Source organism: Afipia sp. Root123D2 (assembly GCF_001425835.1).
Taxonomy (GTDB): Bacteria; Pseudomonadota; Alphaproteobacteria; order Rhizobiales; family Xanthobacteraceae; genus Afipia.
The window spans coordinates 886969-903558 of sequence record NZ_LMDP01000001.1; the positions used below are offsets into that span (position 1 = coordinate 886969).

The 16590-nt window shown below is 62.1% G+C and carries 22 protein-coding genes; 21 read left to right on the plus strand and 1 reads right to left on the minus strand.

What is annotated here, in order from left to right; translation table 11 throughout:
* The first annotated feature begins 35 nt into the window (after positions 1 to 35).
* The 17 genes from rplN to ASC80_RS04345 all read left to right on the plus strand — a co-directional run bounded on the left by rplN (position 36) and on the right by ASC80_RS04345 (position 10577).
* The gene (gene rplN, locus ASC80_RS04265; RefSeq protein ID WP_009797128.1) at positions 36 to 404 is read left to right on the plus strand and encodes a 50S ribosomal protein L14; all 369 of its coding nucleotides are present in this window, start codon (positions 36 to 38) and stop codon (positions 402 to 404) included.
* Positions 404 to 718: a 50S ribosomal protein L24 gene (rplX, locus tag ASC80_RS04270; RefSeq protein WP_056293095.1), complete on the plus strand. Its 315-nt coding sequence runs from the start codon at positions 404 to 406 to the stop codon at positions 716 to 718. Before rplN ends, rplX begins: the two co-directional genes overlap by 1 nt.
* A complete protein-coding gene (rplE, locus tag ASC80_RS04275; protein WP_056293098.1) occupies positions 711 to 1268 on the plus strand; it encodes a 50S ribosomal protein L5 in 558 nt (185 codons plus the stop codon). The genes rplX and rplE overlap by 8 nt, the downstream gene beginning before the upstream one ends.
* Before the next feature lie 48 nt (positions 1269 to 1316).
* Positions 1317 to 1622 (plus strand): 30S ribosomal protein S14, encoded by a 306-nt coding sequence (rpsN, locus tag ASC80_RS04280; protein ID WP_056293100.1) that lies wholly within the window; start codon positions 1317 to 1319, stop codon positions 1620 to 1622.
* Positions 1623 to 1634: 12 nt separating this feature from the next.
* Entirely contained in the window at positions 1635 to 2033 is a 399-nt protein-coding gene (gene rpsH / locus ASC80_RS04285) for a 30S ribosomal protein S8 (RefSeq protein WP_056293104.1), read from the plus strand.
* Between the two features lie 14 nt (positions 2034 to 2047).
* A complete protein-coding gene (rplF, locus tag ASC80_RS04290) occupies positions 2048 to 2581 on the plus strand; it encodes a 50S ribosomal protein L6 (RefSeq protein WP_056293107.1) in 534 nt (177 codons plus the stop codon).
* Positions 2582 to 2592: 11 nt separating this feature from the next.
* Entirely contained in the window at positions 2593 to 2955 is a 363-nt protein-coding gene (gene rplR, locus ASC80_RS04295) for a 50S ribosomal protein L18 (protein WP_056293110.1), read from the plus strand.
* Between the two features lie 53 nt (positions 2956 to 3008).
* Positions 3009 to 3581, plus strand: coding sequence for a 30S ribosomal protein S5 (gene rpsE / locus ASC80_RS04300; RefSeq protein WP_056293112.1), 573 nt, complete (start codon positions 3009 to 3011; stop codon positions 3579 to 3581).
* A gap of 23 nt (positions 3582 to 3604) precedes the next feature.
* On the plus strand, positions 3605 to 3799 hold the full coding sequence (gene rpmD, locus ASC80_RS04305) for a 50S ribosomal protein L30 (protein ID WP_056293116.1): 195 nt from the start codon (positions 3605 to 3607) through the stop codon (positions 3797 to 3799).
* Between the two features lie 11 nt (positions 3800 to 3810).
* A complete protein-coding gene (gene rplO / locus ASC80_RS04310; RefSeq protein ID WP_056293119.1) occupies positions 3811 to 4296 on the plus strand; it encodes a 50S ribosomal protein L15 in 486 nt (161 codons plus the stop codon).
* A 120-nt stretch (positions 4297 to 4416) separates the two neighbouring features.
* The gene (gene secY / locus ASC80_RS04315; protein ID WP_056293122.1) at positions 4417 to 5748 is read left to right on the plus strand and encodes a preprotein translocase subunit SecY; all 1332 of its coding nucleotides are present in this window, start codon (positions 4417 to 4419) and stop codon (positions 5746 to 5748) included.
* Positions 5745 to 6719, plus strand: coding sequence for an adenylate kinase (locus ASC80_RS04320; protein WP_056293125.1), 975 nt, complete (start codon positions 5745 to 5747; stop codon positions 6717 to 6719). Before secY ends, ASC80_RS04320 begins: the two co-directional genes overlap by 4 nt.
* A 209-nt stretch (positions 6720 to 6928) precedes the next feature.
* Positions 6929 to 7297: a 30S ribosomal protein S13 gene (gene rpsM, locus ASC80_RS04325; RefSeq protein ID WP_056293128.1), complete on the plus strand. Its 369-nt coding sequence runs from the start codon at positions 6929 to 6931 to the stop codon at positions 7295 to 7297.
* Between the two features lie 105 nt (positions 7298 to 7402).
* Positions 7403 to 7792, plus strand: coding sequence for a 30S ribosomal protein S11 (rpsK, locus tag ASC80_RS04330; protein WP_056293131.1), 390 nt, complete (start codon positions 7403 to 7405; stop codon positions 7790 to 7792).
* A gap of 101 nt (positions 7793 to 7893) precedes the next feature.
* Positions 7894 to 8925, plus strand: a complete 1032-nt coding sequence (locus tag ASC80_RS04335; RefSeq protein ID WP_056293134.1) for a DNA-directed RNA polymerase subunit alpha — start codon at positions 7894 to 7896, stop codon at positions 8923 to 8925.
* Positions 8926 to 9042: 117 nt separating this feature from the next.
* Positions 9043 to 9459, plus strand: coding sequence for a 50S ribosomal protein L17 (gene rplQ / locus ASC80_RS04340; protein ID WP_056293135.1), 417 nt, complete (start codon positions 9043 to 9045; stop codon positions 9457 to 9459).
* 323 nt (positions 9460 to 9782) lie between these two features.
* Positions 9783 to 10577, plus strand: a complete 795-nt coding sequence (locus tag ASC80_RS04345; protein WP_056295592.1) for an SDR family NAD(P)-dependent oxidoreductase — start codon at positions 9783 to 9785, stop codon at positions 10575 to 10577.
* 204 nt (positions 10578 to 10781) lie between these two features.
* Here the strand turns inward: ASC80_RS04345 and ASC80_RS04350 are convergent, their stop codons facing one another.
* Positions 10782 to 11795 carry a zinc-binding alcohol dehydrogenase family protein gene (locus ASC80_RS04350; RefSeq protein WP_056293137.1) on the minus strand — a complete coding sequence of 338 codons (1014 nt, stop codon included), beginning with the start codon at positions 11793 to 11795 and terminating at the stop codon, positions 10782 to 10784.
* Between the two features lie 126 nt (positions 11796 to 11921).
* On the opposite strand from ASC80_RS04350, the gene ASC80_RS04355 reads away from it, so the two are divergent.
* From ASC80_RS04355 to ASC80_RS04370, 4 genes are all read left to right on the plus strand, one after another.
* Entirely contained in the window at positions 11922 to 12302 is a 381-nt protein-coding gene (locus tag ASC80_RS04355) for a winged helix-turn-helix transcriptional regulator (RefSeq protein ID WP_056293140.1), read from the plus strand.
* A gap of 93 nt (positions 12303 to 12395) precedes the next feature.
* Positions 12396 to 13790, plus strand: a complete 1395-nt coding sequence (locus ASC80_RS04360) for a DegQ family serine endoprotease (RefSeq protein WP_056293143.1) — start codon at positions 12396 to 12398, stop codon at positions 13788 to 13790.
* Positions 13791 to 13887: 97 nt separating this feature from the next.
* Positions 13888 to 15240 carry a replication-associated recombination protein A gene (locus ASC80_RS04365; RefSeq protein WP_502690928.1) on the plus strand — a complete coding sequence of 451 codons (1353 nt, stop codon included), beginning with the start codon at positions 13888 to 13890 and terminating at the stop codon, positions 15238 to 15240.
* Positions 15237 to 16502, plus strand: coding sequence for an RluA family pseudouridine synthase (locus tag ASC80_RS04370; RefSeq protein ID WP_056293145.1), 1266 nt, complete (start codon positions 15237 to 15239; stop codon positions 16500 to 16502). Before ASC80_RS04365 ends, ASC80_RS04370 begins: the two co-directional genes overlap by 4 nt.
* The last annotated feature ends 88 nt before the right edge of the window (positions 16503 to 16590 follow it).

Genomic DNA, 16590 nt, shown 5'->3' on the forward strand with positions numbered 1-16590 from the left:
CAAGTAGCGCATCAGAAAGAGGACGAGGTGCATCAATGATTCAGATGCAGACCAACCTCGACGTGGCCGATAACTCCGGCGCGCGCCGTGTCATGTGCATCAAGGTTCTTGGAGGTTCCAAGCGCCGCTATGCGACGGTGGGCGACATTATTGTCGTCTCGATCAAGGAAGCCATTCCACGTGGTAAGGTGAAGAAGGGCGACGTCATGAAGGCGGTCGTCGTTCGCGTCAGCAAGGACATCCGCCGTGCGGATGGTTCGGTGATCCGTTTCGACCGCAACGCGGCCGTGCTGATCAACAACCAGTCGGAGCCGGTCGGCACCCGTATTTTCGGGCCCGTGCCGCGCGAGCTGCGCGCCAAGAACCACATGAAGATCATCTCGCTTGCGCCGGAGGTGCTGTAATGGCTGCCAAGATCCGCAAGGGTGACAAGGTCATCGTGCTGTCCGGCCGTGACAAGGGCCGGACCGGCGAAGTGTTTGAAGTGCGCCCCACCGAGGGTCGTGCGCTGGTGCGTGGCGTCAACCTCGTCAAACGTCACCAGAAGCAGACGCAGGCGCAGGAAGGCGGCATCATCTCCAAGGAGTCGCCGATCCACCTGTCGAAAGTTGCCATCGTCGGCAAGGACGGCAAGCCGACCCGCGTTGGTTTCAAGATTCAGGCAGACGGCACCAAGGTGCGGGTCGCCAAGCGTTCGGGAGCTGAGATCGATGGCTGAGACCGCATACGTTCCGCGCCTGCGCGCGCAGTTCGACAAGGAAATCCGCGGCAAGCTGACCGAGCAGTTCGGCTACAGCAATGTCATGCAGGTGCCTGTGCTGGAGAAGGTCGTGCTCAACATGGGCGTCGGCGAGGCTGTCAACGACCGCAAGAAGGTCGAGCTGGCTGCCAGCGACCTCGCACTGATCGCCGGCCAGAAGCCGATCGTGACGCATTCGCGCAAGGCGATCGCGACCTTCAAGCTGCGTGAAGGCCAGGCCATCGGCTGCAAGGTTACGCTGCGCAAGGCGAAGATGTATGAGTTCATTGATCGTCTCGTGAACGTCGCGCTGCCGCGCGTGCGAGACTTCCGTGGCCTCAATCCCAAGAGCTTCGACGGCCGCGGCAACTATTCGCTCGGTCTGAAAGAGCACATCGTGTTCCCGGAAATCGACTACGATAAATCCGGCGAGAGCTGGGGCATGGACATTACGGTTTGCACCACCGCGCCCGACGACGAGCAGGCGAGGGCGCTGCTGACCGCATTCAATTTTCCGTTCCGGCAGTGAGACACTGATTTAGCGTCTCAAACGCGGAAAGGTATGGAGACTACTCGTATGGCGAAGAAAAGTTCGATCGAGAAGAACAACCGGCGTCAGAAGATGACGAAGAACGCGGCTCCCAAGCGCGCGAAGCTGAAGGCGATCATCGCCGACAAGACCAAGCCGATGGAAGAGCGTTTCGCGGCGACCATCAAGCTTGCCGAGATGCCACGCAACTCGTCGGCGACCCGGATTCGCAACCGTTGCGAAATCACCGGCCGCCCGCGCGCGGTCTATCGCAAGAACAAGCTCAGCCGCATCGCGCTGCGTGAACTCGGCTCCAAGGGCCTGGTTCCCGGCCTCGTCAAGTCAAGCTGGTAAGGAGGGTCGGTCATGTCAACGCACGATCCTATCAGCGATCTCATCACCCGCATCCGCAACGCGCAGATGCGCGCCAAGTCCAAGGTTTCGACCCCGGGCTCGAAGATGCGCGCCAACGTACTCGAAGTGCTGAAGACCGAGGGTTACATCCGCGGCTACGCCAGCGTCGAACACGCGTCGGGCCAGAACGAGCTTGAGATCGAGCTGAAGTATTTCGATGGCGAGCCCGTGATCCGCGAGATCGAGCGGGTATCGAAGCCTGGGCGTCGGGTTTACGCATCGGTGAAGAACCTGCCGCGCGTCAAGAACGGTCTCGGCATCTCGGTGCTGTCGACGCCGAAGGGAATCATGGCTGACCACGAGGCGCGTGACGCGAACGTGGGCGGCGAAGTTCTCTTCACGGTGTTCTAAGGAAGGAAAGAACGATGTCTCGCGTAGGCAAACGACCGGTCGCGGTAACGTCGGGTGTGACCGCGTCCGTTGAAGGACAGACCGTAAAGGTGAAGGGCCCGAAAGGCGCGCTTCAGTTCATCGTGCACGACGACGTTGCGGTCGAGATGAAGGACGGTACGATTCGCGTCGCGCCGCGCTTCGAAACCAAGCGTTCGCGTTCGCTTTATGGCACCGCCCGCGCCCAGGTCGCAAACCTGGTCGAGGGTGTCACCAAAGGCTTCGAAAAGAAGCTTGAAATCACCGGCGTCGGCTATCGCGCCGCGCTGCAGGGCAAGAACCTGCAGCTCGCGCTCGGCTACAGCCACGATGTGATTTATCCGATCCCGGAAGGGATCACGGTGACTGTGCCGAAGCCGACCGAAATCACCATTACCGGCAACGACTCCCAGAAGGTCGGGCAGGTCGCCGCGGAAATCCGCGGTTATCGTCCACCGGAGCCGTACAAGGGCAAGGGCGTGAAGTACGCCAACGAATTCATCTTCCGCAAGGAAGGCAAGAAGAAGTAACGGAGCCGGTCATGTCGAAACTCAAGATTACGAATGCCCGGCGCCAGAAGAGCGTGCGGCTTTCGCTGCGCCGCTCGGCCAACGGCCGTCCGCGCCTGTCGGTGTTTCGCTCGTCGAAGCACATCTACGCCCAGGTCATCGACGACCTGAAGGGCGAAACCCTGGCGTCGGCCTCGTCGCTCGAAAAGTCGATGCGCGAAGGTGCCAAGACCGGCGCCAACATCGATGCGGCCAAGGCCGTCGGCAAGCTGCTGGCGGAGCGCGCGGTGAAGAACGGCGTCAAGGAAGTGGTCTTCGATCGCGGCGGCTATCTCTATCACGGCCGCGTCAAGGCGCTGGCCGATGCGGCCCGCGAAAGCGGATTGAGCTTCTGATTTAAACGGACACAAGGACAGAGGCATCCGCCTCTTAAGGATTGGAAAACACCATGGCAGGTGAACGCGAACGCGGCGGACGCGATCGGGGCGGTCGGGAAGAGCGCGACAGCGAATTCGTCGACAAGCTCGTGCACATCAATCGTGTGGCGAAGGTCGTCAAGGGCGGCAAGCGCTTCGGCTTCGCGGCTCTCGTCGTCATCGGCGACCAGAAGGGCCGCGTCGGCTTCGGTCATGGCAAGGCACGCGAAGTGCCGGAAGCCATCCGCAAGGCGACCGACTCGGCGAAGCGCAACCTGACGCGCGTCGCTCTGCGCGAAGGCCGCACGCTGCATCACGACATTGCCGGCCGTCACGGCGCGGGCAGGGTTTATCTGCGCGCGGCGCCGGCTGGTACCGGCATCATCGCCGGCGGCCCGATGCGCGCGGTGTTCGAGACCCTCGGAATTCAGGACGTGGTGGCGAAGTCGGTCGGCTCGTCGAATCCCTACAACATGGTTCGCGCGACGTTCGACGCGCTGAAGCATCAGGATTCGCCGCGCTCGGTCGCGAACCGCCGCAACCTGAAAGTATCCACATTGCAGTCGCGCCGTGTCGGCGGCGACGCAGAAGCCGCTGCCGACTAAGGGCGCGGGCGAGAGGATTGAAGATGGCCAAGGCCGCAAAGACAATCAAGGTCGAGCAGACCGGCAGCGCGATCCGCCGCCAACACTCGCAGCGTGAGACGTTGATCGGTCTTCGTCTCAACAAGATCGGCCGCGTCGCCGAGTTGCAGGATACGCCTGCGATTCGCGGCATGATCGCCAAGGTTCAGCACCTCGTTCGCATCGTCGACGAGAAGTAAGGAGAAGGGCGATGAAGCTCACCGAGATCGCCGATAACCCGGGTTCGCGCAAGAAGCGCATGCGGGTCGGTCGTGGCATTGGCTCCGGCAAGGGCAAGCAGGCTGGCCGCGGCGGCAAGGGCCAGACCGCGCGTTCGGGCGTGCGCATCAAGGGTTTCGAAGGCGGCCAGATGCCGATGCATCGCCGTCTGCCCAAGCGCGGCTTCAACAACATCTTCCGGCTCGATCTGACCGAGGTGAACCTCGATCGTATCCAGACCGCGATCGATGCCAAGAAGCTCGACGCCAAGGACACCATCAACGCCGAGACGCTGGTGAAGTCCGGCATCCTGCGCCGCTCGAAAGATGGCGTGCGGCTGCTGGGTCGTGGCAAGATTACGGCAAAGGTGACCATCGAAGTCCACGGCGCGTCCAAATCGGCCATCGAAGCGGTCGAAAAGGCCGGTGGATCGGTGAAGATCCTGGCGCCGAAGAAGGACGAAGGCGAGGCGGCTTGATTTCGTCGTTCCCGGCCTTGTGACGGGCACCCACGACGCTACTTCTGGTAAGAAGTTTCCGGAGCGTGGATGACCGGGCGGGCCCGCTCACGACGAACAAAAGAATGAGGAGCCTCGCACATGGTTTCTGCGGCTGAACAATTAGCGGCAAACCTCAATTTTTCGGCGCTCGCGAAGGCCGATGAACTCAAGAAGCGCATCTGGTTTACGCTGGGTGCGCTGCTTGTTTATCGGCTCGGCACTTACATCCCGCTGCCCGGCATCGATCCGCAGATCTGGAGTCAGATCTTCAAGTCGCAGGCCGGCGGCATCCTCGGCATGTTCAACATGTTCGCGGGCGGCGGTATCAACCGCATGGCGATCTTTGCGCTCAACATCATGCCGTACATTTCGGCATCGATCATCATTCAGCTTCTGACCACTGTGTCGCCGCAGCTCGAAGCCCTCAAGAAAGAGGGCGAGGCGGGCCGCAAGGTCATCAACCAGTACACTCGTTACCTCACCGTGGTGCTCGCAGCGTTCCAGGCGTACGGCATCGCCGTCGGCCTCGAAGGTGCGGGCAACGTCGTTTCCGATCCCGGCTTCTTCTTCCGCATCTCGACGCTGATCACGCTGACCGGCGGCACCATGTTCCTGATGTGGCTCGGCGAGCAGATTACCTCGCGCGGTATCGGCAACGGCATCTCGCTCATCATCATGGCCGGCATCGTGGCCGAGCTGCCGTCGGCGATCGCCGGCACGCTCGAACTCGGCCGTCAGGGTGCGCTCTCGACATTCCTGATTCTCGCGATCATCGTGATGGCCGTTGCGGTCATCGCCCTGATCGTGTTCGTCGAGCGCGCGCAGCGCCGCCTGCTGATCCAGTATCCGAAGCGTCAGGTCGGCAACAAGATGTTCGAGGGCCAGTCCTCGCATCTGCCGCTCAAGCTCAATACTTCGGGCGTTATTCCGCCGATCTTTGCGTCGTCGCTGCTGCTGTTGCCGACCACGATCGCAAGCTTCAACGCCGGCACCGGGCCGGAGTGGTTCCAGTGGCTCACCACCCAGCTGAGCCATGGCCGGCCGCTGTTCCTGCTGCTCTATCTCGCGCTGATCGTCTTCTTCGCGTTCTTCTACACCGCGATCGTCTTCAACCCGACCGAGACTGCGGACAACCTCAAGAAGCATGGCGGCTTCATTCCGGGCATCCGTCCGGGCGAGCGTACCGCCGAATACATCGACTATGTGCTATCTCGCATCACTGTCGTCGGTGCTATTTATTTGGCAGTTGTCTGTCTGATTCCGGAAATCCTGATTTCATACGCCTCGGTGCCGTTCTATCTCGGCGGCACGTCTCTGCTGATCGTGGTCAGCGTGACGATGGATACGGTGGCGCAAGTGCAGGGCTATCTGCTCGCACACCAATATGAAGGACTGATCCGGAAATCCAAATTGAGGGGCCGCCGTAAATGAGGTTGATTCTTCTCGGGCCGCCGGGGGCGGGCAAGGGAACGCAAGCACACAAGCTGGTTCAACGACACGGCATCGTTCAGCTCTCCACCGGTGAGATGTTGCGCGCCGCAGTCGCTGCGGAGACAGCTGTCGGCCTCAAGGTGAAGGACATCATGGCGAGCGGCGGGCTGGTGCCCGACGAAGTCGTGGTTGGTATCATCTCGGACCGTATCGAACAGCCGGATGCCAAGGCCGGCTTCATTCTCGACGGCTTTCCGCGCACCGTGCCGCAGGCACAGGCGCTCGACGAACTGCTCAAGAAGAAACATCTCAAGCTCGACGCGGTGGTCGAACTGCGTGTCAACGAAAGCGCATTGCTCGACCGGGTCGAAGCCCGGGTGGCGCAAATGCGCGAGCGCGGTGAAGAGGTGCGAATCGATGACACGCCGGAGGTGCTGTCGAAGCGCCTCGCGAGCTATCGCGCCCAGACCGAGCCGCTGGTTCACTATTATTCGGAGAAGCGCAAGCTCGTTACCATCGACGGTATGATGAGCATCGAGCAGGTCAGCCACCAGATCGAGCACGTTTTGAAGGCCTTGAGCGCCTCTGCCGCGGAAAAGGCTGCTGCCAAAGCCCGGAAGGCCGCCAAAAAGCCGTCCGGGAAGGCTGCCAAAGCCGCCCCCGGGAAGGCCGCGAAGAGCAAAACACCCACTGCCAAGCCGCCCAAAAAGGCTGCCAAATCGACGAAAAAGGCCGGAAAGACCGTGAAAAAGGCCTCCAAGGCGACTAAATCGGCCCCCAAGGGAGCCCGGAAGGCCGCCAAGGGGGTCAAGAAGGCGACGGGAAGGATGGCTGTAGCCGCCCGGAAGCGCCCCTCAACGGCCAAGTCCGGACGGGCTGCGAAGGCCGCCCGGAACCCGGCTCGGAAGAGCACCAAAAAGGTCACGAAAGGGCGAGCCAATACCGCCAAACGGTTGACGAAACGTCGTTGAATCCTTTAATAAGCCCGCATCAAGTCGGATAAGTTTCAGACGATGCCGGGCCCCGAAGGACAATGGGGAGGGCGTCGTGTTCGCGTTTGTGGACATACGCCCGACAGGAGCATGAGGCCGAAACGTGTGAAGCGGTTTTTGGACAACTTCATGTTCTGGCTTCAATAAACATCAGCCGCTCCGAATGGACGGTGACAGGAGTTAAGACTGTGGCCCGTATCGCAGGCGTCAATATCCCGACCAACAAGCGCGTCGTCATCGCGCTCCAGTACATCCACGGAATCGGCCAGAAGAACGCGGCCGACATCATGGAGAAGGTCAAGATTCCGCTGGACCGTCGTGTCTCGCAGCTGACCGACCAGGAAGTTTTGCAGATTCGCGAAATGATCGACCGCGACTATCTCGTCGAGGGCGACCTTCGTCGTGAAGTCGGCATGAACATCAAGCGCCTGATGGACCTCGGCTGCTATCGCGGCCTGCGCCATCGTCGCGGCCTGCCGGTGCGCGGTCAGCGCACCCACACCAACGCCCGCACCCGCAAGGGTCCGGCGAAGGCCATCGCCGGCAGGAAGAAGTAAGAGACCTGATTCAAGCGGAAAGATGCGGGCGGTTTCGTCCGCGCTTTCCATTCTGGTGTAGCCGCTGGCACTACGGCGGCGTTGAGATCGCAAGAAGGAACTACAATGGCTAAAGAGGCTACTCGCGTCCGCCGTCGCGAACGCAAGAATATCGCGTCCGGCATTGCGCACGTGAATTCGTCGTTCAACAACACGACCATCACCATCACCGACGCGCAGGGCAATACCATTGCCTGGTCGTCGGCCGGCACGATGGGCTTCAAGGGATCGCGCAAGTCGACCCCGTACGCGGCGCAGGTTGCCGCCGAGGACGTGTCGAAGAAGGCCCAAGAGCACGGCATGCGCACGCTCGAAGTCGAGGTCGCGGGTCCGGGTTCGGGCCGTGAATCGGCACTGCGCGCTCTGCAGGTGGCGGGCTTCACCGTAACGTCGATCCGCGACGTGACCACGATCCCGCACAACGGCTGCCGTCCGCGCAAGCGCCGGCGCGTCTGATTTTTCTACCGCGGGCGGTTGGTGCCCGCGTTTGTTTTTGAAAGCGATGACGCGGAATCTTCCGCGCCGCCAAACCCTCCAACGCCAAGACGCCGAAAGGCATGGGTGACCCAGTGACGATCCAGAAGAATTGGCAAGAACTCATCCGTCCGAACAAGTTGCAGGTGACGCCTGGTTCGGACCCGACCCGTTTCGCGACCCTGGTTGCGGAGCCGCTCGAGCGCGGTTTCGGCCAGACGCTCGGCAACGCGCTGCGCCGCGTGCTGCTGTCGTCGCTGCAAGGCGCTGCTGTCCAGTCCGTTCACATCGACGGCGTGCTGCACGAATTCTCCTCGATCGCCGGCGTGCGCGAGGACGTGACTGACATCGTGCTCAACATCAAGGACATCTCGATCAAGATGCAGGGCGAAGGCCCCAAGCGCATGGTTGTGAAGAAGCAGGGCCCGGGCGCCGTCACCGCCGCTGACATTCAGACCGTCGGCGATGTCGTCGTTCTCAATCCAGACCTCCAGCTTTGCACCTTGGACGACGGCGCTGAAATCCGTATGGAATTCACCGTCAATTCCGGCAAGGGCTACGTTGCCGCCGCCGGCAACCGCCCCGAGGACGCGCCGATCGGTCTCATTCCGGTCGACAGCTTGTTCTCGCCGGTCCGCAAGGTTTCCTACAAGGTCGAGAACACCCGCGAGGGCCAGATCCTCGATTACGACAAGCTGACGCTGACGATCGAGACCAACGGCGCGATCTCGCCGGAAGACGCGCTGGCCTATTCGGCGCGCATCCTGCAGGACCAGCTCAATGTGTTCGTGAACTTCGAGGAGCCCCGCAAGGAGGTTGCCGCCGAAGTCATTCCGGATCTCGCGTTCAACCCGGCCTTCCTCAAGAAGGTCGACGAACTCGAACTGTCGGTGCGTTCGGCGAACTGCCTGAAGAACGACAACATCGTCTACATCGGCGACCTGGTGCAGAAGTCGGAAGCGGAAATGCTCCGTACCCCGAACTTCGGCCGCAAGTCGCTGAACGAAATCAAGGAAGTGCTGGCCCAGATGGGTCTGCACCTCGGCATGGAAGTGCCCGGCTGGCCGCCGGAGAACATCGACGAACTGGCCAAGCGCTTCGAAGATCACTACTGAGCGAAGTACGTTGTGGCCGGACCATTCCGGCCATGACACGACGGGCGAACGCAGGCAGCCCACCTGAGCAACATGTCCGACGAGCCGTCGTGACAAATTGAGAACAAGGAAGTCATCATGCGTCACGGCAAGGTTCATCGGAAGCTCAACCGCACTGCTGAACATCGCAAGGCGATGTTCGCCAACATGGCGGCCGCGCTGATCAAGCACGAGCAGATCGTCACCACGCTGCCGAAGGCAAAGGAGCTTCGCCCGATTGTCGAGAAGCTCGTTACACTCGGCAAGAAGGGCGGCCTCGCGCTGCGCCGTCAGGCCATCAGCGAAATGCGCGACCAGGATCAGGTCCGCAAGCTGTTTGACGTGCTGGCGACCCGCTACAAGGATCGTCAGGGTGGCTACACCCGCATCATCAAGGCCGGTTTCCGCTACGGCGACAACGCCCCGATGGCGGTGATCGAGTTCGTCGATCGCGACGTCGACGCCAAGGGCCAGGATTCGGGTCCGGTGCAGGAAAAACAATCGGAAGCGGCGTAAGCCTTTCTCCGATATCGAGTTTTGAAAGCGGCGCCTTCGGGCGCCGCTTTTTTGTTGCGGTCTCGCATGAGTCACCCGAGGCCGGACATACCTCGGTGTCGTCCCCGCGCAGGCGGGGGACCCAGAGCTATTCGGCTTGCGATTTGGATACTCTGCCCGGTTCCCCCAGATCGCTACATTGGTAATATTGAGAACAGATCAGACTGGGTCCCCGCCTGCGCGGGACGATGTCCGAGAGTTTGCCGCACGTCATCGTGACGGCCGCAGCAGTGGCATTCGTTTTCATCACGACCATATCGAGCGCTGTCACACAGGAGCACTCCATGAAGATCGATCTGTCCGGCACCACGGCTCTCGTCACCGGTTCGACCTCGGGCATCGGCCATGCCATCGCCAAGGGGCTCGCGGCAGCGGGCGCGAAGGTCGTCATCAACGGGCGCTCGCAGCCCAAGGTCGATGCGGCGGTGGCCGCGCTCAAGAAGGCCGTGAGCGGTGCGGCAATCGAGGGCGTCGCAGCCGACGTGTCGACAGCGGAGGGCTGCGCCTCGCTGGTCAAGGAGGTGCCCGATGTCGATATTCTGATCAACAACACTGGCATCTTCGAGCCGAAGGAATTTTTCGATATTCCCGACGAGGACTGGCAGCGCTTCTTCAATGTGAACGTGATGTCCGGCATACGGCTGTCGCGCGCGTATATGCAAGGCATGCTCAAGCGTAACTGGGGCCGCATCGTTTTCATTGCGTCCGAATCCGCCATCATGATTCCGAAGGAAATGATTCACTACGGCATGACGAAAACGGCGCAGTTGTCGGTCTCGCGCGGTCTTGCCGAACTCACCCGAGGCACCGCAGTCACGGTCAATGCGGTGATGCCGGGGCCGACGATGTCGGAGGGCGTCGAGACTTTCGTGAAGGATCTCGCCAAGCAGAACGGCCAGTCGATCGAGACCGCCGCCGCGAATTTCATCAAGGAGCACCGGCCGACGTCGCTGATCCAGCGCTTCGCCAGCGTCGACGAGATCGCCAACATGGTGGTCTATGTGTCGTCGCGCGAAGCCTCCGTCACCAACGGCGCGGCGCTGCGGGCCGAAGGCGGGCTGGTGCCGACGATCGCGTGATGATTCTCATAGGATGAGGAATCAATTTGGGACGTAGGTTGCTCCAACTCCGATGTCGTCACCGGGCTTGTCCCGGTGACCCCGCTTAGGTGGGCACCGTGCGTCCCTAAGTGAGATGCCCGGCACAGGGCCGGGCATGACAACTGAGAGTCCTGATGGCGCGGGGTCGCGCTGAGATAGAGCGGCAGCGCAAAATCCTTGCGCTCACCACCCCTCGAGCACCAGCTTGCCGGTCGAGCGGCCGCCTTCGATCGCGGCATGGGCAGTCTTCAGGTTCGCAGCGTTGATCTTGCCGACCACTTTGTCGAGCGTGGTGCGCAGCACGCCGTTGTCGATGAGGTTGGCGACATCGTCGAGCAGGCGATGCTGCGCCACCATGTCGGCGGTCTGGAACGACGAGCGCGTGAACATCGATTCCCAATGCAACGATCCGGCTTTGCCCTTGAGCAGTGACGCGTTGAGCGTTGCCGGATCGTCGATCAGGCCGATCTTGCCTTGCGGCGCGAGGATGTCCGTCAGGGCCGGGAAATGCTGGTCGGTGCCGGTGAGGCTGGCGATCAGGCCGACCGGCGGCAGCTTGAGTTTCTCGATCTGCTCCTTCATCGGCTTGGAATGATCGATCACCGCATGGGCGCCGAGATCGAGGCACCATTTGGTCGATTCAGGGCGCGAGGCAGTGGCGATGACCGCAAGGCCGGTGAGGCGGCGGGCGAGCTGGATCATGATCGAGCCGACGCCGCCAGCGCCGCCGGTGATCAGCAGCGTGCGCGGCTCGATCTTTTTACCCGGCGCAATCGCGAGGCGGTCGAACAGCAATTCCCATGCGGTGATCGAGGTGAGAGGCAAGGCTGCCGCTTGTGCCACCGACAGCGACTTCGGCTTGTGGCCGACGATGCGCTCATCGACCAGATGAAATTCTGAATTGGTGCCCTGGCGCTGGATCGAGCCGGCGTAATAGACTTCGTCGCCTTTCTTGAACAACGTCGCATCAGGCCCGACCGCATCGACCACGCCGACCGCATCGTAGCCGAGGATCTTGGTTTCGCCCGCCGGCGGTTCGGCGCGCTTGCGCACCTTGGTATCGACCGGGTTGACCGAGATTGCCTTCACCGCGACGCGGATGTCGCGCCCGCGCGGTTCGGGTGTTTCGGTCTCGAAATCGATCAGCGAGTCCGCGGCATCGATCGGCAGCGATTTCTTGTATCCGACGGCTTTCATGGAACGGTCTCCGGAAAAAGCGCCACCGGCGCGGCGCCCGCTGGTTCTGCCTTTGTAGGCAGTTTATTGCAAGTACTGTCGTTTTTGTGATATAGGCCCCGATTGTATACTAATGAAAGAAGCCGCATGAAACGCAAGGATTTCGGCTGCGGGCCGGGCTGTCCGGTCGAGGTCACGCTCGACCTGATCGACGGCAAATGGAAGGGCGTGATCCTGTATCATCTGCAGGAAGGCCGGCTCCGCTTCGGTGAACTGCGCAAGCGGCTGCCCGGCATCACCCAGCGGATGCTGACCAAGCAGCTTCGCGCACTGGAGCAGGACGATCTCATCATCCGCAAGGTCTATGCCGAGGTGCCGCCGCGCGTGGACTATGAGTTGTCCGAAACCGGACTGCGTCTGCGGCCGGTGATCGATGCGCTGCGCGCCTGGGGGGAGGACCATCGGGCCCGGCAGAGCGTTGCGGCCACCGCGAAAAGGCCCAAAACATTGCGGAAACAGGCCGCATGACGGCGGGCGGGCGATCCGATTCGGCCCACGCCATCGCTTCTCTTTGAACGGCAGGCCGACTATATCTCTGCCATCGCATTCGGGAATTCATTCATGAACTTTACTCGCGCGCTCACGATCCTTGCCGTCTCTTCGATCGTTGCCGGTCCCGTACTGGCGCAGGAGCGTATCGTTCCGTCATCGCAGACCCAGTTGCGGCTGTCCTATGCGCCGATCGTGCAGCATGTGCAGCCGGCCGTTGTGAATGTCTATGCCGCCAAGGCGGTGAAGAACCGCAATCCGTTGCTCGATGATCCGGTCTTCCGCCGCTTCTTCGGCGTGCCGGGCCAGCAGCGCGAGCAGGTCCAGCGTTCACTCGGCTCCGGCGTGCTGGTTGATTCCTCGGGCCTCGTCGTCACCAACAATCACGTCATCGAGGGTGCGGATCAGGTGAAGGTTTCACTGTCCGACAAGCGCGAGTTCGAGGCTGAACTGGTGTTGAAAGACAGCCGCACCGACCTCGCGGTGCTGCGGCTGAAAGGCGCGCACGAGAAATTCCCGACGCTGGATTTCGCCAATTCCGATCAGCTGCAGGTCGGCGACGTCGTGCTCGCGATCGGCAATCCGTTCGGCGTCGGCCAGACCGTGACGCACGGTATCGTCTCGGCGCTGGCGCGCACCCAGGTCGGCATCACCGATTATCAGTTCTTCATCCAGACCGACGCGGCGATCAATCCCGGCAATTCCGGTGGTGCGCTGGTCGACATGACCGGGAAGCTGGTCGGCATCAACACCGCGATCTTCTCGCGCTCGGGCGGCTCGCAGGGCATCGGCTTTGCGATTCCCGCCAACATGGTTCGCGTCGTCGTGGCGTCGGCGAAGAGCGGCGGCAAGGATGTGAAGCGCCCATGGCTCGGCGCGCGTCTGCAGGCGGTGACGCCGGAGATCGCGGAAACGCTCGGCCTGCCGCGCCCGACCGGCGCGCTGGTGGTCAACGTTGCGCCGAACAGTCCCGCCGCGAAGGCCGGCATGAAGGTGTCGGATCTGATCGTGTCGATCGAAGGCCAGCCGATCGACGATCCCAACGGCTTCGACTATCGCTTCGCAACCCGGCCGCTCGGCGGCGCGGCCGAAGTCGACGTGCGTCGTCAGAACACGGTCATCAAATTGAAAGTGCCGCTGGAAGTGGCGCCGGACACCGGCCGCGATGAGATCGTGCTGAAAGCACGCTCGCCGTTCCAGGGCGCGAGGGTCGCGAATATTTCCCCGGCGCTCGCCGACGAACTGCGGCTCGATTCCGGTACCGAGGGTGTGGTGGTGACGGCGCTGGCGGATAACGCGCTGGCGGCCAATGTCGGTTTCCAGAAGGGCGACATCATTGTCGCGGTCAACGGCAAGAAAATCTCGAAGACCGGGGACCTCGAACGGATCACCAGCGAACCATCGCGGCTGTGGCGCATCACCGTGATGCGCGGCGGCCAGCAATTATCGGTGACGCTGGGAGGATAACGGCTCGGCTTGAGTTGTCGTCATGCCCGGCCTTGTGCCGGGCATCCACGTCTTCGCAATGCCGGGATTTGCGTGGATGGCCGGGACGAGCCCGGCCATGACGAGTTCATGGTTCAATATGGCTGAGCGTCTCAAACAATCGGGACCCAATCTCTTCGCCGCGGCGGGGCTGGAGAAGGATGCGCCGCGTCCGCTGCCGGAGAAGCTGCGGCCGCGCACGCTTGCCGATGTGGTGGGGCAGGATCATGTTCTCGGGCCTGACGGTGCGCTGACGCGGATGCTGGAAACGCGCACGCTCGGCTCGCTGGTGTTCTGGGGGCCACCCGGCACCGGCAAGACCACGGTTGCGCGGTTGCTGGCCGACGCGACCGAGCTGCATTTCGAGCAGATCTCGGCCGTGTTCTCCGGTGTCGCCGACCTGAAAAAAGTGTTCGATGCCGCGCGTGCCCGTCGCGAAACCGGCAAGGGCACTCTGCTGTTCGTCGATGAGGTTCATCGCTTTAACCGTGCCCAGCAGGATTCGTTTCTGCCTGTGATGGAGGACGGCACCGTGGTGCTGGTCGGGGCCACCACCGAGAATCCGTCGTTCGAGCTCAACGCGGCGCTTCTGTCGCGTGCGCGTGTGCTGGTGTTCCAGTCGCTCGACGAAGCGGCAATCGAAAAGCTTTATGCCCGCGCCGAGCAGGTCGAAGGCCGCAAGCTGCCGCTTGATGCAGAGGCCCGCGCGGTTCTGGTGCGCATGGCTGATGGCGATGGCCGCGCCGCGTTGACATTGGCGGAAGAAGTCTGGCGCTCGGCGCGCGCCGATGAAGTGTTTGGCGCAGCCGAGCTGCAGGACATTCTGCAACGTCGTGCGCCGATCTACGACAAATCCGCCGACGGCCATTACAATCTGATCTCCGCGCTGCATAAGGCGGTGCGCGGCTCCGACCCGGATGCGGCACTGTATTATCTCGCGCGCATGATGGATGCCGGCGAAGACTCGCTGTTCCTCGCTCGCCGCGTGGTGCGGATGGCAGTGGAGGACATTGGTCTTGCCGATCCTCAGGCGCTGGTGATCGCCAACGCCGCCAAGGACGCTTACGATTTCCTCGGGTCACCCGAGGGTGAACTCGCTATCGCGCAGGCGGTGATCTATCTCGCCACCGCGCCGAAATCGAATGCCGCCTACAAGGCCTTCGGCGCGGCGATGCGCACGGCGAAGGAGGGCGGCTCGCTGCTGCCGCCCAAGCACATTCTCAATTCGCCGACCAAATTGATGAAGTCCGAAGGCTACGGCGACGGCTATCAGTACGACCACGACACGCCGGACGCTTTTTCGGGGCAGGACTATTTCCCGGAAGCTTTGGGGCGGCAAACCTTCTACAATCCACCGGATCGCGGCTTTGAGCGTGAAATCAGGAAGCGCCTGGAATACTGGGCCAAATTGAGAAAAGACAGATCGTCATGAGCCGCCGGTTCCGGAAGCCCCTTGAGAAAAAGTCGGTGCGTGAGGCGAAGCGCGGAGATAAGCGTGCGCCGGCCAAACGCAGCCCGGAGAAAAGCACGCGCAGCGCCGAAAAACGCGTGATGAGCAAGCACGCCGCCGACCAGCGGTTCGGCGACAAGCGTCCTTCAGCGAAGCTCGCGCCGCGTCGGCCAGGCGCCGAAACGCGACCACGCGCGCCGCGTGATGAGGTGAGGGAAGAGGTCGTCCAAGCCGCGCCTGTCGCGCCGCTGCCTACCAAGGTGCAGACGGTCACCGTCACCGCCGACGAGAACAACATGCGCGTCGATCGCTTTCTCGAGGCGCGCTTTCCCGGTCTGTCGTTCTCTCATATCCAACGGATCGTCCGTAAAGGCGAACTGCGGGTGAACGGCCGTCGCGCCGACAGCAAGGATCGTCTTGAGGAAGGGCAGAGTGTTCGGATTCCGCCGCTCAAGCTCGATGCGCCGAAGGTGGCCGGAACCCTGTCGGAAGCTGCGACCAAGGTGCGCGACGAACTGCAGAAAATGATCCTGTTCGAGGATGCCGATGTCATGGTGCTGAACAAGCCCGCGGGCCTTGCGGTGCAGGGCGGCTCGGGCCTGTCGAAGCATGTCGATCAGATGCTGGAGACGATGCGCGACGCCAAGGGCCAGCGCCCGCGTCTGGTGCACCGCCTCGATCGTGAAACGTCAGGCTGCCTGCTGGTTGCGAAAACGCGCTTCGCCGCGACCACGCTGACCGGTTCGTTCCGCCATCGCTCCGCGCGCAAGATCTACTGGGCGCTGGTCGCCGGTGTACCGAAGCCGAAGCAGGGCCGCATCTCGACCTATCTCGCGAAGGACGAGAACGAAGAAGATTCGATCATGCGCGTTGCCGCCCATGGAGACGAGGGCGCAGCCCATGCGGTGACGTATTATGCTGTCGTCGAAGCCTCGGCGCAGAAACTCGCCTGGGTATCGCTCAAGCCGGTGACCGGCCGCACCCATCAGTTGCGTGCCCACATGGCGCATATCGACCACGCCATCGTCGGCGATCCGAAATACTTCAACAAGGAGAACTGGCAGTTGCCGGGCGGCATCCAGAAGCGGTTGCATCTGCTGGCGCGGCGGATCGTCATTCCGCATCCTCGCGGCGGCGTGATCGACGTGACCGCGCCGCTGCCGCCACATATGCTGCAATCGTGGAACCTGCTTGGGCTCGAAGCTGACCGCTTCGATCCGATCGAAGATGCACCTGAAGAGTGACCTTGCGCGAATGGTCCGGCGCTCCGACATAATGTCGATGCATATGATCCGTTCCGTCCTGGTGGCTGCTGCCATCGCGTTCGCATTC